General features: G+C 71.1%; 18 protein-coding genes. 5 read left to right on the top strand and 13 right to left on the bottom strand.

Annotation, left to right across the window (positions count from 1 at the left end; translation table 11 throughout):
• Positions 1-13: 13 nt before the first annotated feature.
• Positions 14-745 (top strand): hypothetical protein, encoded by a 732-nt coding sequence (locus ABD329_RS17410; RefSeq protein WP_214665590.1) that lies wholly within the window; start codon positions 14-16, stop codon positions 743-745.
• A 235-nt stretch (positions 746-980) separates the two neighbouring features.
• On the opposite strand, the gene ABD329_RS17405 is transcribed toward ABD329_RS17410, so the two are convergent.
• A complete protein-coding gene (locus ABD329_RS17405; RefSeq protein WP_198281471.1) occupies positions 981-1,844 on the bottom strand; it encodes an NmrA family NAD(P)-binding protein in 864 nt (287 codons plus the stop codon).
• Between the two features lie 92 nt (positions 1,845-1,936).
• Here ABD329_RS17405 and ABD329_RS17400 point away from each other — a divergent pair, with 92 nt between their 5' ends.
• Positions 1,937-2,764: a TetR/AcrR family transcriptional regulator gene (locus ABD329_RS17400; protein WP_198281472.1), complete on the top strand. Its 828-nt coding sequence runs from the start codon at positions 1,937-1,939 to the stop codon at positions 2,762-2,764.
• A 31-nt stretch (positions 2,765-2,795) separates the two neighbouring features.
• Here ABD329_RS17400 and ABD329_RS17395 read toward each other — a convergent pair whose 3' ends face one another.
• Entirely contained in the window at positions 2,796-3,866 is a 1,071-nt protein-coding gene (locus tag ABD329_RS17395) for an ADP-ribosylglycohydrolase family protein (protein ID WP_198281473.1), read from the bottom strand.
• A 216-nt stretch (positions 3,867-4,082) separates the two neighbouring features.
• Here ABD329_RS17395 and ABD329_RS17390 point away from each other — a divergent pair, with 216 nt between their 5' ends.
• Positions 4,083-5,216, top strand: a complete 1,134-nt coding sequence (locus tag ABD329_RS17390) for a glycerate kinase (RefSeq protein WP_198281474.1) — start codon at positions 4,083-4,085, stop codon at positions 5,214-5,216.
• Positions 5,217-5,986: 770 nt separating this feature from the next.
• Here the strand turns inward: ABD329_RS17390 and pssA are convergent.
• The 8 genes from pssA to ABD329_RS17350 form a co-directional block, all read right to left on the bottom strand.
• Positions 5,987-6,853, bottom strand: a complete 867-nt coding sequence (pssA, locus tag ABD329_RS17385) for a CDP-diacylglycerol--serine O-phosphatidyltransferase (protein WP_037958797.1) — start codon at positions 6,851-6,853, stop codon at positions 5,987-5,989.
• A complete protein-coding gene (locus ABD329_RS17380) occupies positions 6,840-7,487 on the bottom strand; it encodes a phosphatidylserine decarboxylase (protein ID WP_037958795.1) in 648 nt (215 codons plus the stop codon). The genes pssA and ABD329_RS17380 overlap by 14 nt, the downstream gene beginning before the upstream one ends.
• Before the next feature lie 180 nt (positions 7,488-7,667).
• Positions 7,668-8,870 carry an acyl-CoA dehydrogenase family protein gene (locus tag ABD329_RS17375; protein WP_198278758.1) on the bottom strand — a complete coding sequence of 401 codons (1,203 nt, stop codon included), beginning with the start codon at positions 8,868-8,870 and terminating at the stop codon, positions 7,668-7,670.
• Position 8,871: 1 nt separating this feature from the next.
• Positions 8,872-9,378 carry a MaoC family dehydratase gene (locus ABD329_RS17370; protein ID WP_037958791.1) on the bottom strand — a complete coding sequence of 169 codons (507 nt, stop codon included), beginning with the start codon at positions 9,376-9,378 and terminating at the stop codon, positions 8,872-8,874.
• Positions 9,379-9,381: 3 nt separating this feature from the next.
• Complete coding sequence (locus ABD329_RS17365) at positions 9,382-10,365, bottom strand: HpcH/HpaI aldolase/citrate lyase family protein (protein ID WP_198278757.1); 984 nt, start codon at positions 10,363-10,365, stop codon at positions 9,382-9,384.
• The gene (locus ABD329_RS17360; protein ID WP_198278756.1) at positions 10,362-12,380 is read right to left on the bottom strand and encodes a protein meaA; all 2,019 of its coding nucleotides are present in this window, start codon (positions 12,378-12,380) and stop codon (positions 10,362-10,364) included. Before ABD329_RS17360 ends, ABD329_RS17365 begins: the two co-directional genes overlap by 4 nt.
• On the bottom strand, positions 12,377-13,753 hold the full coding sequence (gene ccrA / locus ABD329_RS17355; protein WP_198278755.1) for a crotonyl-CoA carboxylase/reductase: 1,377 nt from the start codon (positions 13,751-13,753) through the stop codon (positions 12,377-12,379). Before ccrA ends, ABD329_RS17360 begins: the two co-directional genes overlap by 4 nt.
• Positions 13,754-14,117: 364 nt before the next feature.
• Positions 14,118-16,985 (bottom strand): glycosyl hydrolase family 95 catalytic domain-containing protein, encoded by a 2,868-nt coding sequence (locus ABD329_RS17350; protein ID WP_198278754.1) that lies wholly within the window; start codon positions 16,983-16,985, stop codon positions 14,118-14,120.
• Between the two features lie 149 nt (positions 16,986-17,134).
• Here ABD329_RS17350 and ABD329_RS17345 point away from each other — a divergent pair, with 149 nt between their 5' ends.
• The gene (locus ABD329_RS17345; protein ID WP_198278753.1) at positions 17,135-18,985 is read left to right on the top strand and encodes a glycoside hydrolase family 97 protein; all 1,851 of its coding nucleotides are present in this window, start codon (positions 17,135-17,137) and stop codon (positions 18,983-18,985) included.
• 684 nt (positions 18,986-19,669) lie between these two features.
• Here ABD329_RS17345 and ABD329_RS17340 read toward each other — a convergent pair.
• Both ABD329_RS17340 and ABD329_RS17335 read right to left on the bottom strand, forming a co-directional pair.
• Positions 19,670-20,494, bottom strand: coding sequence for a TetR family transcriptional regulator (locus ABD329_RS17340; protein WP_198279942.1), 825 nt, complete (start codon positions 20,492-20,494; stop codon positions 19,670-19,672).
• Positions 20,495-20,609: 115 nt separating this feature from the next.
• The gene (locus ABD329_RS17335) at positions 20,610-22,448 is read right to left on the bottom strand and encodes a 3-hydroxyacyl-CoA dehydrogenase family protein (RefSeq protein WP_198279941.1); all 1,839 of its coding nucleotides are present in this window, start codon (positions 22,446-22,448) and stop codon (positions 20,610-20,612) included.
• A gap of 394 nt (positions 22,449-22,842) precedes the next feature.
• Here ABD329_RS17335 and ABD329_RS17330 point away from each other — a divergent pair, with 394 nt between their 5' ends.
• On the top strand, positions 22,843-23,523 hold the full coding sequence (locus tag ABD329_RS17330; protein WP_198279940.1) for a HEAT repeat domain-containing protein: 681 nt from the start codon (positions 22,843-22,845) through the stop codon (positions 23,521-23,523).
• 38 nt (positions 23,524-23,561) lie between these two features.
• Here the strand turns inward: ABD329_RS17330 and ABD329_RS17325 are convergent, their stop codons facing one another.
• Positions 23,562-24,614 carry an Rv2578c family radical SAM protein gene (locus tag ABD329_RS17325; protein ID WP_198279939.1) on the bottom strand — a complete coding sequence of 351 codons (1,053 nt, stop codon included), beginning with the start codon at positions 24,612-24,614 and terminating at the stop codon, positions 23,562-23,564.
• Positions 24,615-24,636 lie beyond the last annotated feature (22 nt).

Here is a 24,636-nt window from a genome sequence, read left to right as displayed (position 1 = left end):
GGAGAGTACGGGAATGGCACGTTTCCTGTGGCTGACCAGCCACGACGCACAGGAGGACCGGGCCCGGGAAGCGCATCCGCCGGAGGCGCGCGCACCGGAGGACGGCCTCCCCTGGGCGATACGGATCTCCGACGGCCCCGCCCGCCGTGGCCGCACCAGCCGCCCGCTGGCCTTCCCCGAGCGGCGGAACCCACCCGGCGGTGGCCTCCCCGAGTACCGTGCCGCCCGTAAGGAGGGCACCCGCGCGTTCACCCTCTGGGCGGATCCCCATCGCGGGCAGGTGTTCGCGCAGGTGGTGACCAAGTCGGCCACCAAGGGCGGCGCCGCCGCTTACGAAGTCCTGGGCGCCGCCGGTGAACCCCTGGCGCTCGTATCCCGCCGCCCGGCGATGAAGGGCGGCCTCCGCACCCGCTGGACCGTCCAGCAGACCGGCTCCCGGCCCGCCGTGGGCTTCAAGGGACGGCCCTTCTGGTGGGGCGTGTGGTGGCTGTTCCTCCCCCTCCAACTGCTGGTCGTGATCGGCATCATCCTCAACGGCGGCGGCGACCCCGGCCGCACCCCGCGCCGCACCCGGTGGCGGCTGGACCGCCGGATCGTCCTCGACTTCCACAGCGGCCCCGGCAGCGCCTTCGAGCTCGAGGTGACGGCGGACTGGTGGGACGACCGGGTGACCGCCTCCCTCGTCGCCCTCCTCGAAAGCCACAGCGGCTGGCTGGGCGGCGAATGGGACACCGCCGAGCGCTGACGTCCGCGCGACTCCGCCGCGTGGCGGGGCTCCGCCCCGAATACCCGGACCGGGGCTTCGCCCGTTCCCGCAGCGTCGGTATGCGGCTCCGCCGCGTGGTGGGGCTCCGCCCCAGGCTCCGGGGTCCAGGGGCGGAGCCCCTGGTTACGGGAAGGGGCGGGGAGGGGAAAGCATCGCCATGCGGCCGTCAGACGCGCCGGGCCGGCCGACTGTGCCCGCCTCGTGCCGCGGTACGTCACCGAGGCGTCGTAACGGCCGACTTCAGGTAGTCCTCCACCCGCACAACGGGTCGACCGAGAACATCGGCAAGCGTGGGGTCGACCGGCGCGAAGTCGCCATCGCGGCTGGCGGCGAAGAGGCCGACGAGCAGGTCGGCCGATGCCTCGGGCACGCCATGGGTGACCAGCCGCGCCCGGTACTCGTCGTCGGAGACGACCACCCGGCGGACCGGACGGCCGGTCAGCCGCGTGAGGAGCTCCGCGATACCGGCCATGTCGATCACCTCGGGACCGGTGAGCGCGGGGCTCAGACCGTCCAGGACCTCGCCGGTGAGGGCGAGGACCGCCGCGTCGGCGAGGTCGGCATGAGCGGTCCAGGCGACCGGCCCGTCCTCCGGCACGGCCAGGACGCCCGTCTCCAGCGCGCCCCTGACCAACTCCACGGCTGACGACATGTAGAAGCCGTTGCGCAGCGAGGTGAAGGGGAGGCCGGACTGTCGCAGCGCCTCCTCGGTTGCGGCGTGGTCGGGCATCGGGACGAACCGGGAGGACGGGCTCGCGCCCATGTGGCTCGTGTAGAGGATCCGCTTGGCCCCGGCCGCCGCCGCGGCCGCGACGGCCGCGAGGTGGCTGCGGACGGCGGCCTCGCCCGTGGTGCCCGCCGAGACGATCAGGACCTTCGAGGCGCCCTCGAAGGCGTGGGGGAGGGTGTCCGGGTCGGCGAAGTCGCCCCGGCGGACGCGCACGCCCCGCGCGCCGAGGTCCCGTGCCGCCTCCACGTCGCGCACGCTGACGCCGATCTCCTCGGCGGGGACGGCCTCCAGCAGCCGCTCGGCGACCATCCGGCCGAGCTTTCCATTGGCTCCGGTAACGATGATCACGGTGATCTCCTCTGTGTGTTTCCAGTGATATCGCCGTCAACGTATCACCGGAAACGAAGAGTCGATAACGAGATCCTGTTATCGTTGGAAGCATGGAGACGGAGGACGTCATCGCGCCGGACGGAAGCCACGGCGCGAGCCACGACGCGAGCGGCGAGGCAAACGGCGACGCGAGCGGCGAGGCAAATGGAGATCGCGACGGCAACCGTGACGGCAACCGCGACCGCATCGTCGCGGCCGCCGCCCGGCTGCTGTCCGACGGCGGCCCCGGCGCGGTCTCGACCCGGGCGGTGAGCTCCGCGGCCGGGGTGCAGCCGCCCACCATCTACCGGCTCTTCGGCGACAAACAGGGCCTGCTCGACGCGGTCGTCGCATACGGCTTCACGGAGTACGTGAACAGCAAGGCCGCCGAGGAACCCACCGATGACCCCGTCGAGGACCTGCGCGCCGGCTGGGATCAGCACATCGGCCTCGGCCTGGCCAACCCGGCGCTGTACTCGCTGATGTACGGCGGGCACCGCCCCGGGATGTCCTCACCGGCCGCGGTCACCGCCTTCGGGATACTCGCCCGGCTCATCCGGCGCATCGCCGAGGCGGGGCGGCTCGCCATCCCCGAGGAGCGCGCCGCGGCCCTGATCCACGCGGCGGGCTGCGGTACGACGTTCACGCTCATCGCCACGCCCGAGGACCGCCGGGATCCGGAACTGTCCCGTACCGCTCGCGAGGCGGCCATCGCCGCGATCACCACGGACGCGCCCGCCGGCACCGACCACGGGCCCGTCGCGGCCGCCGTCACCCTGCGCGCCGCGCTGCCCCGGACGGACGCGCTGACCGCGTCCGAGCGCGGCCTCCTGCGGGAGTGGCTGGACCGGATCGCCGATTCGGCCCCCACCGCCGACGAGCGGGCCGAAGCCCTCTGACCCGAAAACCGCAAACCCGCCCCAAAACCCCCTAACCCGTAACCGCCAGCCGGTGCGTACGCGCCGCGAGGTCGCTGATGCGGGCCCCGTCGAAGCCGAAGACGGCGCTGCGCACCCGGTCCTCCAGCGGCTCGGTCCACTGCGGCGGGATGGCCGCCGCGCCGCACAGCACCCCCGCGACCGACCCGGCCGTGGCGCCGTTGGAGTCGGTGTCCAGTCCGCCGCGCACCGTCAGGGCGATCGTCGTCGTGAAGTCGCCCGCGCCGTAGAGCAGCCCGGCCGTGAGGACGGCGGCGTTGGGGACCACATGGATCCAGGGCAGCCCGGCGGTCTCCCGCTCGAGCTGGGCGAGCGCGTCCGCCCACGCCACGCCCGCGTCGTGCAGGGACGCGATCCGGCGCACCGTACGGGCCAGGCGGCAGCGCGGCGGGATCCGGTCCAGGGCGCTCTCGACGGCGGCACGCGGACCGTCCGCCGTGAACGCGGCCGCGATCAGCGCCGCCGCCCACATCGCCCCGTACACCCCGTTGCCGGTATGGGAGAGGACGGCGTCGCGGCGGGCCATCGCGGCGGCGCGCCGCGGATCGCCGGGGTTGACCCAGCCGTGGACATCGGCGCGGATCAGGGCGCCGATCCACTCCTGGTAGGGGTTGTCGAGGGTCGCGCTGAGCGGCGGCTTCACCCCGGCCGTGAGATTGCGGTAGGCGACCCGCTCGGCGGTGAAGGTCTGGAGATACGGCAGCCGCAGCAGCCAGACCTCGCCGACCTGCTCGGTGCTGAACTCGGGGCCGTGGGTCTCCAGCAGGTGCAGCCCGAGGACGGAGTAGTCCACGTCGTCGTCGCGGCAACTGCCGTGGACGCGGCCGCGGACACAGCCCTGCCACTCGGGGCGCAGCTCGAACTCCACCGGGTCGGGCGGCGGCTCCAGCGCGGGGAGGTAGTCGGTCAGCGGGAGGGCGTCGGCCCGGCGGAGATACCGGTCGATGCGGTCGCGGGTCCAATGATCGCCGTTCTCGACGGGTTTGCCGAGCATGTTCCCGGCGATCCGGCCGATCCAGCCACCGAGGATCCGGTCCGCGAGTGCGCTCCCGCTGAGGGCCATGGGTCAGGTGTACCCATCTGAGGTGGGTGTACCGGTGCGGCCGCGCCGGATAGGGTCACAGCGGCGCGACCGCCTGTGCGAATGCGAGGGGTTACGAAGGTGACGGACGCTTCGACGGAGGCTTCGGAGAGCTCGAAGAAGGAAGCCGCAGCAGGGACCGGAACTGTAACCGGGACCAGGACATGGGCGCAGGGGCAGGCGACACCTCCGAAGCGCGTGCTGATCGCCGCGGACAAGTTCAAGGGCTCGCTCACGGCGGTGGAGGTCGCCGAGCGCGTCACGGCGGGCCTGCGCCGCGGCGCGCCCCATGGCGGCGAGGGCCTGCGGATCGCGGCGCTGCCCGTCGCCGACGGCGGGGACGGCACGGTGGACGCGGCGGTCGCGGCCGGGTTCGAACGGCGCGAGGCGCGGGTCACCGGGCCGCTGGGCGCGCCGGTGACGGCGGCGTACGCGCTGCACGGGACCACGGCCGTGGTGGAGATGGCCGAGGCATCCGGACTGCGCCATCTGCCGAAGGGGGTCTTCGCGCCGCTCACCGCGACCACGTACGGCAGCGGGGAACTGCTGCGCGCGGCGCTGGACGCGGGCGCCCGCACGATCGTGTTCGGCGTGGGCGGCAGCGCCACGACGGACGGCGGCGCGGGGATGCTCAGCGCGCTGGGGGCGCGCTTCCTGCGGGCGGACGGTACCCCTGTCGCACCGGGCGGGGGCCCGCTGCGCGACCTCGCGACGGCCGATCTGTCCGGCCTCGACCCGCGCCTCGCCGACACCGAGACCGTCCTGGCCAGCGACGTCGACAACCCCCTCACCGGGCCGAAGGGCGCGGCGGTGGTCTACGGCCCGCAGAAGGGCGCCGGCGAGGACGATGTGGCGGCCCTGGACGCCGCCCTCGCCCACTACGTACGCGTCCTGGAACGCGCCGTCGGGACCTCGGCCGCCGAATACGCCCTCGCGCCCGGCGCGGGCGCGGCGGGCGGCATCGGTTTCGGCGCCCTCGTCGGCCTGGGCGCGAGCTTCCGCCCCGGCATCGAGGTGATGCTCGACGTCCTCGGCTTCCCCGCCGCGCTGGAGGGCGCGGACCTGGTGATCACGGGGGAGGGCTCGCTGGACGAGCAGACCCTCCACGGCAAGGCCCCGGCAGGCGTCGCGGCGGCGGCCCGCGCGCGGGGCGTCGAGGTGGTCGCGGTCTGCGGCCGGCTGTCCCTGCCCCCCGTGGCCCTGGGCAACGCGGGCATCCGCCGCGCCTACGCCCTCACCGACCTGGAACCGGACCCGGCCCGGTGCATCGCCGAGGCCGGCCCCCTCCTGGAACGCACAGCGGAACGCCTGGCGGCCGACTTCCTCGGCTGAACCCGGAGGCAGCCCCCGGCCCCCTGCGGGGCTGTGCCCCGAGCCTCTGCGGAGCTGTGCTCCGAGCCCGCGGGGCTGCCGCGGTCGTAATGGGGACTGTGCCCATGGCTCTGTGGGCTGGGCTATGTCGTGGGCTGCTGGTCGGGGGCTTGTTCCCCACCCCGCCCCTTCCCGAACGGGGGCAGGCCCCCGGCCCCCTGCGGGGCTGAGCCCCTGTCCCTGCGGGGGTGCTGTGGGCTGGGCTGTGCCCTGGGCTTCGCCGGGGTGTGTCCGGGCTGTGCGGGGGCGCTCTGGGCTCTGTGGCTGCGCCCCCGGGCGCCGCGGGAACTGCGTCCCGAACTGGGCCGGGCTGCACTTCGGCCCCACGGGGGCTGTGAGTCGGGCTTCGCGGGTGCGGCCGGGTTCCTGCCGGGCCTGCGTCCCGGATCCGCGGGGCCTGCGTCCCCGTCCCCACCGCTGGCTCCCGGGGGGATCCAGCCCGCGGCCTGCACGGGCTCGCGCTTCACCGGCCCCGGACCCCGCGCCGCAGGGGCTCGGGGGCTCGGGGGCTCCGAGCCCCGGTGGGGGGCCGGGGGCTTGCCCCCCCGGATTCGGGAAGGGGCGGGGTGGGGAACAAGCCCCCGGCAGGGCCGCCGGTCCACCCGGACCGGTCGCGGCCTCACGGGGCCGGGGCGGCCCGGAACGCCGATGGGCGGCCCCGGGACGCCGATGGGGTGGGCCCGAGCGCAGTGCTCGGGCCCACCCCATTCGGCAGGTGCGGCCGGTGGCCGCTACGGCAGCTGGGCTGCCCTCGCCTCGCGGCGGTTGTCGCGGAACGCGTTCACTCGGCGGGCCGTGGCGAAGAGGGGGATCACCGCGCCCATGACGACCTGAAGGGCGCAGGCCGACTGGAGGAGGAGCTCACCGCCGGGGGCCTCGAAGGCCCAGGCGGCCAGGAGGGCCATGCTGGTGACGATCCAGCCGAGCATAGCCACCGCGAGTCGGCCGCGCGGCTTGGGGTACTCCACCCGGCTCACCATCAGCCACGCGACGCCCACGATCGCGAGCAGCGTCGGCACGAACGGCAGGCCGAGCAGGACCACCGAGACGACCGTCAGGGCGCCGAAGGGACTCGGCATGCCCTGGAAGACGCCGTCACGCAGCGTGACACAGGAGAATCGCGCAAGCCGCAGCACCACCGCCAGCAGCACCACGATCGCGCCCACCACCGAGACCCGCTGGTAGGCGTCGTCGGACACCATCCCCCAGACGAGGACGAAGTACGCGGGCGCCAGCCCGAAGCTGATCAGGTCGGAGAGGTTGTCCAGCTCCGCGCCCATCGCCGAGCTGCGCAGCTTCCGCGCGACGAGCCCGTCGAAGAGGTCGAAGACGGAGGCGAGCAGCATCAGCATCACCGCGGAGGCGGCGCTGTGCCGGGTCATCCCGCCGTCCTCGCTGCCCGTGAGATGCGGGATGAGGACGCCGGTGGTGGTGAAGTAGACCGCCAGGAAACCACACGTGGCGTTGCCCAGGGTCAGCGTGTCGGCTATCGACAGTCGCGTCGACAGCGGCATGTCGTCCGTCTCGTCGACGTCCGCCGCGTCCACCTCGGCCTCGGGGACCCAGGCGGCCTGTGTATCGGGATCAATCACGGTCAAGGCGAGTCACCCCCGCGGTGGTGGCCTGGCCGACCTCGACCGCGACGTCGACACCCTCGGGGAGGTATACGTCGACCCGCGAGCCGAAGCGGATGAGACCGATCCGCTCACCCTGTTCGACCTTCGTGCCCTGTGGCACATAAGGCACGATACGCCGGGCGACGGCGCCGGCGATCTGGACCATCTCGATGTCGCCGAGCTCGGTGTCGAAGTGCCAGACGACCCGCTCGTTGTTCTCGCTCTCCTTGTTGAACGCGGGAACGAAGCCGCCGGGGATGTGCTCCACGGAGGTCACCGTACCGGCCAGCGGAGCGCGGTTGACGTGGACGTTGAGCGGGCTCATGAAGATGGCGACGCGGGTGCGCCCGTCCTTCCACGGCATGATGCTCTGCACCACACCGTCGGCCGGGGAGATGACACGGCCCTGCGTGATCTCTCTCTCGGGGTCGCGGAAGAACCACAGCATGCCCGCCGCGAGCGCGGTGGCGGGCACGGCGACCGCCGCCCAGCGTCCGGAGCGGCGGGACCGAGCAAGACTGACCGCCGCGGTGGCGACGGTCGGGAGGAGCCACGGCGACGCTCCGCGCGCGAGGCGGACGCGGCCGCGTTGTGCAGAGGATTGGCTGTGGGGCATGGATGACCTTCGTAGCGGAGGATGCCGCGACGCAAGACTGGGGACGGCGGCTTTACGGGATGGTATCGGTTGCGAGCGGTAACTGGGCAAGCGCCAGGGCCCGTCGGTGGCTTGTCGGTGACCGAAGACCCTCGGCGCGGTGTGACCTTCTTCTCTCGGATACCACCCCAAAAGGGACGTTCAGTCTTGGGTTCGGTATTCCTCCAGAAGCCTCCGTCCAATAATCATTTTCTGAATCTCAGCGGTCCCTTCGCCGATGAGAAGCATCGGTGCCTCTCGGTAGAGCCGCTCGATCTCGTATTCCTTGGAGAAGCCGTACCCGCCGTGGATGCGGAAGGCGTCCTCCACGACCTCTTTGCAGTACTCCGACGCCAGGTACTTCGCCATTCCCGCCTCGAGGTCGTTGCGCGCGCCCGAATCCTTCTTCCGGGCCGCATTGACCATCATCGCATGCGCCGCCTCGACCTTTGTTCCCATTTCGGCCAGTTTGAACTGGATGGCCTGGTGCTGGGCGATCGGCTTGCCGAAGGTATGCCGCTGCTGTGCGTATGCGACGCCCAGCTCGAAAGCGCGCCGCGCCACACCGCAGCCGCGGGCGGCGACATTCACCCGGCCGACCTCGACTCCGTCCATCATTTGGTAAAAACCTCGGTTCGGCGCTCCGCCGAGCACCCGATCGGCCGGAATGCGCAGTCCGTCCATGATGAGCTCGGTGGTGTCGACCCCCTTGTAGCCCATCTTCTCGATCTTGCCGGGGATGGTCAGACCGGGCCGGACCTCTCCGAAGCCGGGCTCCTTCTCGACCAGGAAGGTGGTCATCGCCTTGTGCGGCGCGACCCCCTCCTGAGCCTCGCCGGTCCGGCACAGGACCGCCACGAGGGTCGAGCTGCCGCCGTTGGTCAGCCACATCTTCTGCCCGTTCAGCACGTACTCGTCGCCGTCCCGCGCCGCCTTGCTGGTGATGGCCGACACATCCGAGCCAAGACCCGGCTCCGACATCGAGAAGGCGCCCCGGATCTCGCCCAGCGCCATCTTGGGAAGGAAATACTCCTTCTGCTCCTCGGTGCCGTGCTGCTTGAGCATGTACGCCACGATGAAGTGGGTGTTGATGATGCCCGAGACGCTCATCCAGCCGCGGGCGATCTCCTCCACGCACAGTGCGTAGGTGAGCAGTGACTCACCCAGACCGCCGTATTCCTCCGGGATCATCAGCCCGAAGACGCCGAGCTCCTTCAGACCCTCGACGATCGCCGTCGGATATTCATCGCGATGTTCCAGCTCGGTCGCGACCGGCAGGATCTCCTTGTCGACAAAATCCCTGACCGTGGAGAGGATCTCCCGCTGGATGTCGGTCAGGCCCTCCGTCTGCGCGAGGCGGCTCATATCACTGCCCTCCCAGCTCCGGGCGGCCCGGCTGCTCGCCGCCCCGCTCCTTGATGTACGTGGCGGTCGGCACCATCACCTTGCGCCGGAAGACACAGACCAAGGTGCCGTCCTGCTTGTAGCCCTTGGTCTCCACATGCACGATGCCCCGGTCGGTTTTGGACTTCGACGGCGTCTTGTCCAGGACCTCGGTCTCGCCGTAGATGGTGTCGCCGTGGAAGGTGGGCGCCACGTGCCGCAGTGACTCGACCTCCAGATTGGCGATGGCCTTTCCGGAGACATCGGGAACGGACATGCCCAGCAGCAGGGAGTAGATGTAGTTGCCGACCACCACGTTCTTGCCGAAATCGGTCGTCTTCTCGGCGTAGTTGCTGTCCATGTGCAGCGGGTGGTGGTTCATGGTGAGCAGACAGAAGAGGTGGTCGTCGTACTCGGTGACCGTCTTCCCCGGCCAGTGCCGGTAGACGTCGCCCACCGTGAACTCCTCATAGGTACGGCCGAACTGCATGGCTCACGCCTCCGGGGGCTGGAAGGTGGACGTACGGCTCATCCCGGCGGCGCGGCCCTTGCCCGCGACGACCAGGGCCATCTTGCGGCTGGCCTCGTCGATCATCTCGTCCCCGAGCATCGCCGAGCCCTTCATACCGCCCTCCGCCGAGGTGCAGTAGTCATAGGCGTCCAGGATCAGCTCGGCGTGGTCGTAGTCCTCCTGCGACGGCGAGAAGACCTCATTGGCCGCCTCCACCTGGCCGGGGTGCAGCACCCACTTGCCGTCGTAGCCGAGCGCGGCCGCGCGCCCGGCCACCTCGCGGAAGCCGTCCACGTTCCGGATCTGGAGGTACGGGCCGTCGATCGCCTGGAGGTCGTGCATACGGGCCGCCATCAGGATCCGCATCAGGATGTAGTGATAGGCGTCCGCCGGATAGCCGGGCGGCTGCTCGCCCACGACCAGCGACTTCATGTTGATGGACGCCATGAAGTCGGCCGGGCCGAAGACGATGGTCTCCAGACGCGGCGAGGCACCGGCGATCTCGTCCACGTTGACCAGGCCCTTGGCGTTCTCGATCTGCGCCTCGATGCCGATCCGGCCGACCTCGAAGCCCATCGTCTTCTCGATCTGGGTGAGCAGCAGGTCCAGCGCGATGACCGCTTCAGCGTCCTGCACCTTGGGCAGCATGATGCAGTCCAGGTTCGGGCCCGCGCCCTCCACCACCGTGATGACGTCCCGGTACGTCCAGTGGGTGGTCCAGTCGTTGACCCGCACCACCCGGGTCTTACCGGTCCAGTCGCCCTCGTTCAGCGCCTTGACGATGGTGTGCCGGGCGTCCTCCTTGGCCAGCGGGGCGCAGGCGTCCTCCAGATCCAGGAAGACCTGGTCGGCCGGGAGCCCCTGGGCCTTCTCCAGGAAGCGCGGATTGGAGCCGGGGACGGCGAGGCACGAGCGGCGCGGACGCAGGCGGCCGGCGGCAGCGTCTGCGCGGTCGGGGGCGGTCATACGAGAACCTCCAGAGGGGGAAGCGTGTTCGCGGCGCGGATCTCATCGACGATACGGCCGATGATCTCCGTGATACCGAAGTCCTTGGGGGTGAAAACGGCGGCGACCCCCGCCGCGCGCAGGGCGGCCGCGTCCGAGGACGGGATGATCCCACCGACGATGACGGGGATGTCCTGGGCGCCCGCGGTGCGCATCCGCTCCAGGACGTCGGGCACCAGCTCGGCATGCGACCCGGACAGGATCGACAGCCCGACGCAGTGCACGTCCTCGGCCACGGCCGCCGCGACGATCTGCTCCGGGGTGAGCCGTATCCCCTGGTAGACCACCTCGAAACCGGCGTCCCTGGCCCGTACCGCGATCTGCTCGGCGCCATTGCTGTGCCCGTCCAGACCCGGCTTGCCGACCAGCAGCCGCAGCCTGCCACCGCCGAGCTCGGCCGCGGTCTTCCCGACCTTCTCGCGGACCGAGGCCAGCAGGGAGCCCGCCTCCGTGGCGACGGCCAGGGGCGCGCCGCCGACCCCGGTGGGGGCGCGGTACTCGCCGAAGACATCGCGCAGCGCCCAGGCCCACTCCCCGGTGGTCACGCCCGCGCGGGCGCAGCGCAGGGTGGCCTCCATCAGGTTGTCGGTCCCCACGGCGGCCTTACGGAGGGCACCGAGGGCCTCCTGGGCGGGTCCCTCGTCGCGCTGCTCACGCCAGGAGTGCAGGGCCGAGACCACCCGGGCCTCGTTCTCCGGGTCCACCGTCATGATCGCGGTGTCGAGGTCGGCGGTGAGCGGATTGGGCTCGGTGGACTCGTAGCAGTTGACGCCGACGATCTTCTCCTCGCCCGCCTCGATCCGCGCCCGGCGCTCGGAGTGGGAGGCCACCAGCCGCGCCTTGAGATAGCCGGACTCGACGGCGGCCATCGCCCCGCCCATCTCCTGGATCCGTTCGATCTCGGCCTCGGCCTCCTCCACCAGGGTGGCGACCTTGGACTCGATCACATGGGAGCCCTCGAAGATGTCGTCGTACTCCAGCAGATCGCTCTCATGGGCGAGGACCTGCTGGATGCGCAGCGACCACTGCTGGTCCCAGGGGCGGGGCAGGCCCAGCGCCTCGTTCCAGGCCGGGAGCTGGACGGCGCGGGCGCGGGCGTCCTTGGAGAGGGTGACGGCCAGCATCTCCAGGACGATGCGCTGGACGTTGTTCTCCGGCTGGGCCTCGGTCAGGCCGAGCGAGTTCACCTGGACGCCGTAGCGGAACCGGCGGTGCTTGGGGTTCTCGATGCCGTACCGCTCACGGGTGATCCGGTCCCAGATGCGGCCGAAGGCGCGCATCTTGCACATCTCCTCGATGAAGCGGACGCCCGCGTTCACGAAGAAGGAGATCCGGGCCACCACATCGCCCTTACGGTCCTCGGGAACCTGGCCGGAGGCGAACACCGCGTCCAGTACCGCGACCGCCGTGGACATCGCGAAGGCGATCTCCTGCACCGGAGTGGCCCCGGCCTCCTGGAGGTGGTAGCTGCATATGTTGATCGGGTTCCACTTGGGGATGTGGTTGACCGTGTACGCGATCATGTCGGTGGTCAGCCGCAGGCTCGGGCCCGGCGGGAAGACATGCGTCCCCCGCGACAGGTACTCCTTGACGATGTCGTTCTGCGTCGTCCCCTGGAGCTTCGCGATATCGGCGCCGTGTTCCTCCGCGACGACCTGGTACAGCGCCAGCAGCCACATCGCCGTCGCGTTGATCGTCATGGAGGTGTTCATCCGCTCCAGGGGGATCTCCTGGAACAGCCGCCGCATGTCGCCCAGGTGCGAGACCGGGACCCCGACCCGGCCCACCTCCCCGCGCGCGAGGATGTGGTCCGGGTCGTAGCCGGTCTGGGTGGGCAGGTCGAAGGCGACCGAGAGCCCGGTCTGGCCCTTGGCCAGGTTGCGCCGGTACAGCTCGTTGGACGCCTCGGCGGTGGAGTGCCCGGCGTACGTGCGCATCAGCCAGGGACGGTCCTTGGGCCGGGGTGTGCCACTCATCGCGCGTCCCGGCCGTGCTTGGGGGTCCGCTCCGACGAGTCGTCACGGAACAGATTGATGGCGTCGATGTGCTGCTCGCGCATCGCCTGGTCGCGCACGCCCATGCCCTCCTCGGGGGCCAGGCAGAGCACGCCGACCTTGCCCTGGTGGAGGTTGTGGTGGACGTCGTACGTGGCCTGGCCGGTGTCCTCCAGCCGGTAGGTCTTGGACAGCGTCGGGTGGATCTTGCCCTTGGCGATCAGGCGGTTGGCCTCCCACGCCTCGCGGTAGTTGGCGAAGTGCGAGCCGACGATCCGCTTCAGCGACATCCACAGGTAGCGGTTGTCGTACTCGTGGGTGTAGCCGGAGGTCGAGGCGCAGGTGACGATGGTGCCGCCCTTACGGGTGACATAGACGGACGCGCCGAAGGTCTCCCGGCCCGGGTGCTCGAAGACGATGTCCACGTCCTCGCCGCCGGTCAGCTCGCGGATCTTCTTGCCGAACCGCTTCCACTCGCGCGGGTCCTGGGTGCCGTCGTCCTTCCAGAACTTGTAGTCCTCGGCGGTGCGGTCGATGATCGCCTCGGCGCCCATCCGCCGGCAGATCTCGGCCTTCTGCGGCGAGGAGACCACACAGACCGGGTTGGCCCCGCCGGCCAGCGCGAACTGGGTGGCGTACGAGCCGAGTCCGCCGCTCGCGCCCCAGATCAGGACGTTGTCGCCCTGCTTCATCCCGGCGCCGTTACGGGAGACCAGCTGCCGGTAGGCGGTGGAGTTGACCAGGCCCGGGGCGGCCGCCTCCTCCCAGCTCAGATGCTGTGGCTTGGGCATCAGCTGGTTGGACTTGACCAGCGCGATCTCGGCGAGCCCGCCGAAGTTGGTCTCGAAGCCCCAGATGCGCTGCTCGGGGTCGAGCATGGTGTCGTTGTGGCCGTCGGCGCTCTCCAGCTCGACCGACAGACAGTGCGCGACGACCTCGGCGCCCGGCTTCCAGGAGTTCACACCGGGGCCGGTGCGCAGCACGACGCCCGCGAGGTCGGAGCCGATGATGTGGTACGGCAGGTCGTGCCGCTTGGCCAGGGGGGAGAGCTTGCCGTACCGCTCCAGGAAGCCGAAGGTCGGCAGCGGCTCGAAGATCGAGGTCCACACGGAGTTGTAGTTGACCGAGCTGGCCATCACGGCGACGAGCGCCTCTCCGGGGCCCAGCTCGGGCACCGGCACCTCGTCCACGTGCAATGACTTGCGGGGGTCCTTCTCCCGGGTGGTGAGGCCCGAGAACATCTCGGCCTCGTCCTTGCGCACGGTCACCGCGCGGTACGACTCGGGGACGCGCAGTGCCGCGAACTCCTCGGGTGCTGTGTCCGACGCCAGGATCGCGTCAAGTATCTCGTTCATCGGTGCCTCCGGCGAAGCGTCCACGGGGACGCCTGAGGGAACGCTGGGCTCGTGACGGGTGGTGTTGATGCGGTGCCGTCGGTTCGGCGGAGGTGGTGCTCGATACGGCGCGGGTGGCGCCGGGTGCCTGGTGACGCAGGCGTTGTCCGGGCGCGCAAAGCGGTTTGCGGGGACAGCCGGCGCACGATGGTTGGCAGTGCGCCGGCCGCCCGGACATCATTACCGTATGGCACTCTGTGCCACCCCGCAAGACACTGGGTGCCAACAATTTCCCTCAGTTGTCATCTCCAGTGCACACATGAGCAACAACGGCCGCCCCAGGCGGGGCGGCCGTCGCGGTGTGGATCCCGTAGTGCGGTCCTCGTCAGTCGTCCTTCTCCAGCGAGAGGGCGAAGATGTGTGCCCGTGCGGTGCCCGAGGGAGCGCCCAGGGTGATCGCCGACAGCTCCTTGCCCGGGTCCAGCTCCACCACCTGGTGGAAGATCGCGGACTTGGTGCCCAACGGGCCGCTGCGGGTGTGGATCTGACTCGTCCGCACCGCCTCCGTCTCCCCGTACGCCGGACCCGACATCCAGGCCGTCAGCTGGATGGTCAGCTTGCCCGTCGAGCCGTCGGCATACGCGGCCTCGGCGGGGACGGACACATTGCCGGTGTCGCCCGCTCCCAGCACATGCAGCCTGGTATAGCCGCCCGCCGCGACCGTAACCTTCTGACCTGCGGCGATGACATTGTTGTTGGAACCCTCGCTGCCGTTGGTGAACGCGAAGGTGATCCCGTCGTCCTCGGTCTGCCCGGTCTGCGGCAGCTGCGCCATCGGATAGGTGCGGCCCGTACCGTCGAAGTCGCCGTCCCCGTAGTACATCTCGGTGGTGATGGCGTCGTTGTCGAAGTGCCCGGTCAGATCGACCTGCGTGACCGCGCCCGCCTGCGGCAGCTCCGGCAGGCCCCAGGGCTCGGCCGGGGTGGTGACCTTCACCGGTCCGATCCGGAAGTCCGGCCGGGTGCCGGCCGGATAGATCACCGCCTCGTCCTCCCGGCCCAGCTCCAGCTCGATCTCGCCGTTCCCCAGGTCACGCCACTTCGGCGGGTGTCCGCCGACCCCGGCGACCGCCACCCGGCCGGTGATCGAGTGACGGACCCGGCAGGGCTCCCCGGCCAGGCTGCGCACCCGCACCCAGCGCGTCGTCCCGCCCGTACGCACCCCGCTGACCAGGAACGCGCCCTGGGTACGGAAGTCGTGCAGCGTGACGTCCTTCCACTCGCCCGGCACCCCGGGGAAGAAGCGGATCGTCCCGCCCCAGCTCTGGCAGAGCATGTCGTGGATCGCCTGCGCGCCCGACAGCGGGGTCTCGATCACCGGACCCGCCTCGTAGTAGTGGGTATTGGGCTGGATGAACCGCGCCACCAGCTCCCGCAGATACTTCAGCGCGTCATCGCCGCGCCCCATCTGCGTCGAGATCGAGGCCGCGCCCGAGAAGCTGTAGCCGCGCAGCGCACCCTCGAAGCTGATCCAGTGCTCCAGCGAGCGGGCGATCAGGTCCCGGTGCTCCTTCTGGTCCCAGTTGACCAGGTAGAGCGGGTAGACCGAGAGCATATGGGAGTAGTGGCGGTGGGACTTGGCGAAGGGGACGCCGGTGCCGATCATGAAGCCGTTCTCGTCCACCGGATAGTCGACCAGCTTCTCCAGCACCTCGCGCCACTTGGGCACCAGCGGATCGTCCTTGTCCAGCAACTCGACCGTGGTCAGCAGGGTCTGGCAGGACCAGCGCAGCAGCGCCAGGTCGTAGTTGCAGTCCGGCGCCGCGCCGTACTCGGGGGAGAAGGTCTTCGGCAGATGCAGCTTGCCGTCCGGCTGCTCCGTGAGGAAGCGCAGGTAGTAGTTGGTGGAGCGGCGCAGCAGCGGATAGAGCACATCCTCCAGCAGGCCCCGGTCCATGGTGTGGCGGTAGCTCAGCCAGACGTTGTGCAGCGCCCAGGGCAGATCGCCGACCTCGGGGGAGTCCCCGACGCCCGGCACCGCCACCGTGCCGTTGTCCTCGCACTGCGCGTCCGTGGAGCGGCGCAGCCCGGCCGAGTCGGCGCGGTACTCGGGTTTGAGACCGCTGATGAGCACATCGGTGTTCTCGGCGAGGGTGCGCGGAATCGCGTCGAGCTCCAGGTGGTTGGAGCCGTGCACCGGCCAGTACTCCAGCTGGACGTTGAGGTTCCACCACACCCCGGGCCAGGGGGTCGGCTCCACCCACGGGCCGGTGGTGGCCATGACGGGGGCGTGCTCACGGGCGGCGCAGGCCAGCTTGTAGAGCTGGATCCAGTAGAAGCTCTGGAGCATCCCGTCGGGCACCGAGATGAAGCTCTTGCGGTAGAAGCGGTGCCACCACTCGTAATGGGTGCGCCGCAGGCTGGAGACGGGCAGCGCGGACGCCTTGCGCACGGTGGTCCGCGCCCGGCCCTCCGCGTCCGTACCCGGGAAGGAGTGCGCCACGGCCAGGTAGTACGTGCGCTCCCGACCGCTGCCGCGCTGCTTGTACGCGCTCACCGTCTGCCCGCCCGCCACCAGCGACTGGACGGTGGTGCCGAGTCCGTCCTCGGTGCGGCTGACCGGGGCCGGGTTGGGCTCGAAGCCCTTCGGCGGATCCTCGCGGACGATGCGCGGGCTGACCGCCGGTGAGGGCTTGAACTCCCAGCGGAACCCCTCCTCGCCCGCGCTCGCCTCGACGGTGGCCAGCAGCATGGTGCGGTCGTTGTGCACCAGCGCGCGGAGCTTGAGCTTCCCCTTGTCCGTGGTGACCGTGCCGCGCAGCTCGGCGTTCCACAGATCCAGCCGCAGATCGACGCCGGTGATGGCGCCGACCGGGCGCAGCAGCAGATTGCCGACCGGAAGCCGCGCGACGCCCCAGTCGCTGCCGCCTTCGGTGGGCCGGTGGTCCTGCACCTCACTGTGGTGGATGGTGAAGCGCAGCGCGTTCTCCCCGGGCTCCTGGTAGACCATCGAGCCCAGCAGACCATTGCCGAGGAACGGCCCCTCGTACCACGTTCTCGGCAAGCGCTTCCAGAGGAGATCCTGGCCGCCGAGGAAGCGCTCCCACTCCTGGTCGGTGCGCATGCCCCGCAGGGCCACCGACTGCTGTGGCTGTGCGGCCGCCTCCTGCTCGGGGAGGACCGTGCCGACGGCCGTGCTCGCGGCGGCGCCCGCCGCCACCCGGCCCAGGAATCCGCGTCTGCTGACTGGCATCCCGAACTTCTCCCGTCCCCGAAGCGATCAGATTGCTCCGATGATTTGGCTAGACGGGAGCGTAGAAACGGGCTGATGATGCGTCAAGGCACCTGATTGATCTGATGTATCGAGCACCGTATCGAGGATGCGGTGAACGAGGAGGAACGATGCATACGGCACGATCAAAGGTCACCAGAGCCGTGGCCGCTCTCTCCTGCGCGGCCGCCGTGCTGGTGCCGCTCCGGGCGGCGGCGGCATCGGACGGTCGTGCGCAGGACTGGCGGCTGACCGGAAAGGGGCAGGTCAGCGGCGAGCTCAAGCTGAACAACGAGGGCGCGCTGACGCTGTCCGCGCGTCATGGCGCCACCACCGTCCTCCGCCCGTCGGGCCTGGGCATCCGCACCGCCGAGACGGATTTCAGCAAGGGCTTGCGGTTTGCGGGGCGCAGCGACCGCAAGGTCCACGAGACCTATACGACCACCACCGGCCGCCGCACCCACCACACCTCCGACGCCGCCGAGTCGACCTTCACCTTCCGCAAGGACGGGCGGACGCTGAAGGTGGTCGTCCGGGTCTCGGCCGACGGTCTGGCCTACCGCTATGTGCTGCCGGACAAGGGCACGGTCACCGTGCTCGGCGAGAGCACCGAGTACGCCGTCCCGCCGTCCGCCGACTCCTTCCTCCTGCCGTACGACAACGGCCGCCAGGACTATGAGTCCGCCCATGACCACGGCACGGTGGCCGATGCCAAGGCGGGTGACTACGGCTATCCGTCGCTCTTCCACATCGGCTCCAGCTGGATGCTGATCGAGGAGGCGGACCTCAACAGCTCCTACGGCGGCTCCCGGCTCACCCTCGACTCCGCCACCGACCGCTTCAAGCTCGCCCTCCCCGACCCCGCCGAGGTCAGCGGCCCCGGGCTGACCACCCCCTGGCGGACCATGGTCATCGGCGACCTCGCCACCGTCACCGAGAGCGATCTGCCGACCGATCTGGCAGCCCCCTCCAAGGTCGCCGACACCTCATGGATCAAACCGGGCCGGGCGGCCTGGTCCTGGTGGTCGGACGGGCAGAGCCCGACCAGCCTGGACGCCCAGAAGAAGTTCGTGGACTTCGCGGCGCGCGAGGGCTGGGAGTACATCCTGGTGGACTCCGGCTGGAGCGACTCCTGGATGCCCGAGCTGACCGCGTACGCCAAGGAGAAGGGCGTCGGCGTCTGGCTGTGGGCCCGCTGGCAGACGATCGACGCGCAGAGCGAGCGGGACCGGCTGTTCCCGCTCTGGAAGTCCTGGGGGGTCGCCGGGCTGAAGATCGACTTCCTGGAATCGGACGGCCAGGACCGGATGCGCTGGTACGACGCGGTCTTCAAGGACAGCGCCCGGCACAAGCTGATGCTGAACTTCCACGGCGCCACGATCCCGCGCGGCCAGGAGCGGACCTGGCCGCAGCTGATGAGCACCGAGGCGGTCAAGGGCGCCGAGGGCACCCGCCCCAAGCCGGGCCGCCAGCCCTTCCCCGCGGCGCACTACACGACCCTGCCCTTCACCCGGAACCTCATCGGGCCCATGGACTTCACCCCGGTGACCTTCACCGGTGTGCGGCCCACGAGTGACGCGGCCGAGCTCGCGCTGTCGGTCGTCTACGAGTCCGGGGTGCAGCACTTCGCCGACAGCGTCGAGTCGTACGAGAGCAGGCCGCTGGAGCTGAAGTTCCTGAACCAGGTGCCCACGGTGTGGGACGAGACCAGGCTGGTCGACGGCGACCCCGGCGACCGCGCCGTCCTGGCCCGCCGCTCCGGTGACACCTGGTACCTGGGCGCGATCACCTCGGGCGAGGCCCGCACGCTGGACGAGCCGCTGAGCTTCCTCGGCAAGGGCGGCTGGCGGATCGAGGTGTGGAAGGACGGCCCCGACGGCAAGGTCGTCACCGAAACCCAGGCGGTCACGGCGGCCTCCCGGCTCAAGGTGGCCGTGCCGAAGAACGGCGGCTACGCGGCGAAGCTGACGAAGACCGACTGAGGCGCCCGCGCCTGCGCCGCCCCGTGCCGGGGCGGCGCAGGCGCGGCGCGGGCGGGACCCACCTGTGGGGGGCGGGTCCCGCCCCTCGTCCCCGCCCCTCGTCCCTGCCGCGACAAGGTCTGCCTGTGGGCAGCCCTCCCCCTCCACCGCGACGGCACGCGGGGCCTGCCTGCGGGGGCGGATGCCGCCCCTTCTCCCCGCCGCGACGGCGGGACGTCCGACGGTGGAGTCCGGCGGTGCCGAACCGCCTGTTCGGCGGGCCACTGGTTCCGGAGTTGGTCTGTGGGAGGGGGGTTTCCTCCCAGCCGCGACGGCGGGACGTCCGACGGTGGAGTCCGGCGGTGCCGAACCGCCTGTTCGGCGGGCCACTGGTTCCGGAGTCGGTCTGTGGGAGGGGGGTTTTCCTCCCCGCCGCGATGGCGAGACGCCCCACGCTGGAGTCGGGCGGTGCCGAACCCACCGCATGGGCGGGCGATCGGCCCGGGGGCCAGTCTGTGGGTGTGGGAGGGGCGGACCCCGCCCCCCACTCCCCGCCGCGACGGCGGGACGGCGGGACGGCGGGACGTCCGACGGTGGAGTCCGGCGGTGCCGGACCAACCGTATGGGCGGGCGACCCCAGCCCACACCGAGGGTCACCCAGCCCGGGGGCGAGCCCAGAACCGGCAACCCCGGCAAACCGCAGCGCTAGCGCTGCAACGCTTCCTTGATCGTCCGCATAACCTCCGTCAGCGGCGCATCCGTCCGCGCCACCATCACCACCACCTCGTCGTCCTCCGACGCCGAGACCGTCGCCGCGGGCCGTCCGCCGGCCACCGCGGGGCGTCCCCCGATGCCGGTCCCGAACGTCTCGCGGACGATCGCGAACGCGTGGTCCAGCTGGGACTCCACATCGCCCTGGCCGCCCGCCCGCAGCCAGCGCCGCAGCACATGGTTGTGGGCCGTGACCACGGCCGACGCGGCAACCTCGGCCAGCAGCGGATCGTCGTCGCCGTCGTGGTGCGCGCCCTCGTCGAAGTGGCCCAGCAGATAGCGGGTGAACAGCCGCTCGTAGCGGGCCACCGAGGCGATCTCCCGCTCCCGCAGCGCCGGTACCTCACGGGTCAGCCGGTAGCGCTCCACGGAGACGGCGGGCGAGGCCGCGTACATCCGCATGACCTCCTTGATCCCGCGGCACACGGTGTCCAGGGGGTTCTCATGCGGAGGCGCCGCGTCCAGCACCGCCGCCGCCCGCACCAGCGTGTCGTCGTGGTCCGGGAAGATCGCCTCTTCCTTGGAGCGGAAGTGCCGGAAGAAGGTGCGCCGGGCCACCCCCGCCCTGGCCGCGATCTCGTCGACGGTCGTCGCCTCGTACCCCTGCGTCGCGAACAACTCCATCGCCGCGGCCGCGAGTTTGCGGCGCATGGACAGACGCTGAGCCGCGGCGCGGCGGCTTCCCGCGCTCTCACCGCCACCGGATGAGGGGGTTCGTTTCGTACGCTCCGTACGCGTGGCCTTCACGGGCTGGGACATGTGGGGAACGTAACACGCTTGTGAGTGCCGGTGCGGGGGCAGACCGACGGAAGGCTCCAGCAGCCCGCCCCACCGAGAACCGGAGTCGGACGGTCCGCCCCACCCGGAGGCGTACTCAGGCTTTGGCATACTCGCGGAAGCCGCGCCCGGTCTTGCGCCCGAGGCAACCGGCGGCCACCAGATGCTCCAGCAGCGGCGCCGGCGCCAGGCCCGGCTCACGGAACTCCCGGTGCAGCACCTGCTCGATGGCCAGCGACACATCGAGCCCCACGACGTCGAGCAGTTCGAAGGGGCCCATCGGATAGCCGCCGCCCAGCTTCATCGCGGCGTCGATGGCGTCCGGGGTGGCGTAGTGCTCCTGGACCATCTTCACGGCGTTGTTGAGGTACGGGAACAGCAGGGCGTTCACGATGAACCCCGCCCGGTCGCCGCAGTCCACCGGGTGTTTGCGCACCGCCGCGCACACCGCGTGCGCCGTCGCGCGCACATCGTCCGCGGTCAGCACGGTGTGCACCACCTCGACCAGCTTCATCGCGGGCGCCGGGTTGAAGAAGTGCAGGCCCACCACGTCCTGCGGGCGCGAGGTCGCCCGCGCGCAGGCGACGACCGGCAGCGAGGAGGTGGTCGTGGCCAGCACCGCGCCCGGTTTGCAGACCTTGTCCAGCACCCGGAACAGCTCCTGCTTGACCACCAGGTCCTCGGCCACCGCCTCCACGGCCAGGTCCACGTCGGCGAACGCGTCGAGCGCGTCGGCCGGGGTGATCCGCGCCAGCGCCTGCTTCCGGGCCTGCTCGGTCAGCCGCCCCTTGGACACCGACCTTTCAAGGGATTTCCCTATGCGGGTCTTCGCCGCCGCGGCCTTCTCCAGGGTCCGGCCGGCCAGCACCACCTCCAGGCCCGCCTTGGCGAAGACCTCGGCGATCCCGGAGGCCATCGTGCCCGTGCCGGCGACGCCGACCGCGCGCACGGGGCGCGCCCCCTCCGTGGAGTGCTCCACCTCGGCCGTCGCCGCGTCCGGGACGATGGTGCCGCTGCCCGGCGCCTCGTACGTGTAGAAGCCGCGGCCCGCCTTACGGCCGGTGAGCCCGGCCTGGGCGAGCTGCCCCAGGATGGGCGCGGGCGCGTGCAGCCGGTCCCCGGAGGCGGCGTACATGGCCTCCAGGACGGTGCGGGCGGTGTCGACACCGATCAGGTCGAGCAGGGCCAGCGGACCCATCGGCAGCCCGCAGCCGAGCCTCATCGCGGCGTCGATGTCCTCCCGTGCCGCGTACTTGGCCTCGTACATCGCGGCGGCCTGGTTGAGATAGCCGAACAGCAGCCCGTCGGCGACGAACCCGGGCCGGTCGCCGAGCGCCACCGGCTCCTTGCCCAGATCGCGGGCGAGCGCGGTGACCGCCTCGACGGCCGCGGGAGCGGTCAGCACGCTGGAGACGATCTCGACGAGCCTCATCGCGGGCGCCGGATTGAAGAAGTGCAGGCCCAGGACCCGCTCCGGATGGGCGGACTCGGCGGCCAGCCGGGTCACCGACAGCGCGTTGGTGCCGGTCGCGAGGATCGCGGCGGGGCTGACCACGGTGTCCAGCTCGGCGAAGACCTCGTGCTTGGTGTCGTAGTCCTCCGGCACCACCTCGATCACCAGCGCCGCGTCGGCGGCGGCGCGCAGATCGGTGGAGACGCGGAAGCGGTCGAGGATCCCGGCCCGCTCCCGCTCGCTGATCCGCTCGCGGTGCACGGCGCGGGCGGTGGCGACCTCGAGCGCGGTGACGGCTCGGCGGCAGGCGCTTTCGTCGATGTCGATACCGATCACCTCGCGGCCCGCCCGGGCCAGGATCTCGGCGATGCCGGTGCCCATCGTGCCGAGCCCGACGACGGCGACAGTAGTGAGCGGGGCCCGGGAGGGGGAGAGATCAGAGGGGGACGTAGTGCTGACGCCGGTGTGTGGGAGACGGTCCATCGCGGACTCCAGAGGGTGTTCCCCGGACGCGGGGATGAAGTGACGACTGAGGGGAGCTCGTGTCATGCCACTGCTGCCGTTCACGCCACGCACGCGCGGGGGGCTGACGCGGCTGACACAGATCCCCGATGGAAGGGCTTGCACGCTCCCTTACGGACAGCGCCGCACGGAGGAAACTGCCCGTGGGAGACACGCGGCCGGCCCTGTCCCGGGGCCAAGCCTCAACTGCTGTTCTGGAACTGCCGAACCGACGTCACACAAGGCGGCTGCGTCACCAGGCCGCCGGAGCAGGGGTGCTGCTCGTGTCGCCATATTAACTCGCGGGTAACCAAGATGCCAGAGCTCAAAGTGAGGCCGTGCCGGAACGCGGCCCACCGGGGAGGGGAGACCTCGTATGGACGATGAATTCCGGACGCTGACGGAGCGGGTACGGGCCTCGCTCTCAACCCCCCAGGAAACCGCGGCACATGCCTCGCTGCTCGCGCTCGTGCGCCAGGGCACCCCCGCCGCGCGTGAACAGCTGGCCCGCATCCTCGTCGCGCCGGAGCAGCCGCTGTGGGCCCGGGAGACGGCCGCCTTCGTGCTCGGCAGCGCCAAGGACCGCCGGGCCTTCGAAACCCTTGTCCTGCTGCTCAACTACCGTGAGCCGGCCCGCTGTGCGACCGCGGCCCGGGTGCTGGCCCGGCTCGGCGATCCGCGCACCGCGCGGGCCGCCGCAGCCCTGGCCACGAACCCGCTGCGCACCGCGTACTCCCTGCATCCCATCCGGCTGCTGGTGGAGCTGCGGGCCCCCGAGTCCGTACCGGCCCTGGTGGCCGCCCTGGAGCGGCAGTTGGCGGCCCGCGACCGGCACTGGGCGATCGCCCGCGCCTGCGTGGAGGGCCTGGGCGCGATCGGCGACGAGCGCGCCATCCCGGCCCTGACCGCCGCCGCCCAGCACATACGCCTCAGCGCGGCGGCCGCCGCCGCGCTGGCCCGGATCACCGGCGAGGGCGCGGTCACGGGCGGGGGCGCGCCGGAGGCGGCGGGCCAGGGCGGCGCGGCGGAGAAGGTGGGTGAGGCGCGGGTGCCGTGAGGGGAGGCGGGGACGACGGGTTTTCAGGGTGGTGACGGTCAGAGCAGTGACAGCTGGGTCGGCGGCGAGTCGACCCGGGCGTCCGGCTCCGCCTCGGGGCGGGCGTCCGGCTCCTTGTGCACGTTGCGGTGGGCGCCCGACGCGTACGGGCCGATGCCGTACTCGGCGGCGAAGTCGTGCACCATCCCGGTGATCCGCCGCTGGTACCACTTCGGGGCGTAGGACCCGCCCTCGTACAACGCGTCGTACCGCCGCGGCAGCCGGGGGTGGTGGTGGGTGAGCCAGGTGGTGAACCACTCACGCGCGCCCGGGCGCAGGTGGAGCACCAGCGGGGTCACGGAGCTGGCCCCGGCCTCCGCGATCGCCCTTACGGTGGCCCGCAGCTGCTCGGGGGAGTCGCTGAGGAAGGGGATCACCGGGGCCATCAGCACACCGCACGGGATCCCGTGGGAGGACAGCGTCCTTACGGCGTCCAGGCGCCGCTCGGGCGAGGGCGTGCCCGGTTCGACGGTGCGCCACAGCTCGCCGTCGGTGAAGCCGACCGAGACCGAGACGCCGATGTCGGTGACGCGCGACGCCCGCCGCAGCAGCTCCAGATCGCGCAGGATCAGGGTGCCCTTGGTGAGGATCGAGAAGGGGTTGGCGCACTCCGTGAGCGCCGTAAGGATGCCGGGCATGAGCTGGTACCGGCCCTCGGCGCGCTGGTAGCAGTCCACGTTGGTGCCCATGGCGATGTGCTCGCCGGTCCAGCGGCGGGAGGCCAGCTCGCGGCGGAGCAGCTCCGGCGCGTTGGTCTTCACCACGATCTGGGAGTCGAAGCCGATCCCGGTGTCCAGGTCGAGATAGCTGTGGGTCTTGCGCGCGAAGCAGTAGACGCACGCGTGGGAGCAGCCGCGGTACGGATTCACCGTCCACTCGAACGGCATCCGGGAGGCCCCGGGCACCCGATTGATGATCGAGCGCGCCCGGATCTCATGGAAGGTGATCCCGCGGAACTCCGGGGTGTCGAAGGTCCGGGTGGTCACCGCGTCCGCGGCGAAGAGGGCCGGGGTGGCCGCCGTGTCGTCTCGGGTCAGGTTGTCCCAGCGCATCGCAGGCACCTCCGGGTCTCGC

The sequence above is a fragment of the Streptomyces javensis genome (assembly GCF_039525925.1).
In the GTDB taxonomy this organism is placed as follows: Bacteria; Actinomycetota; Actinomycetes; order Streptomycetales; family Streptomycetaceae; genus Streptomyces; species Streptomyces asiaticus.
The sequence above is the reverse complement of the archived record's forward strand: the minus strand, read 5'-3'. Positions and strand labels throughout refer to the sequence as shown.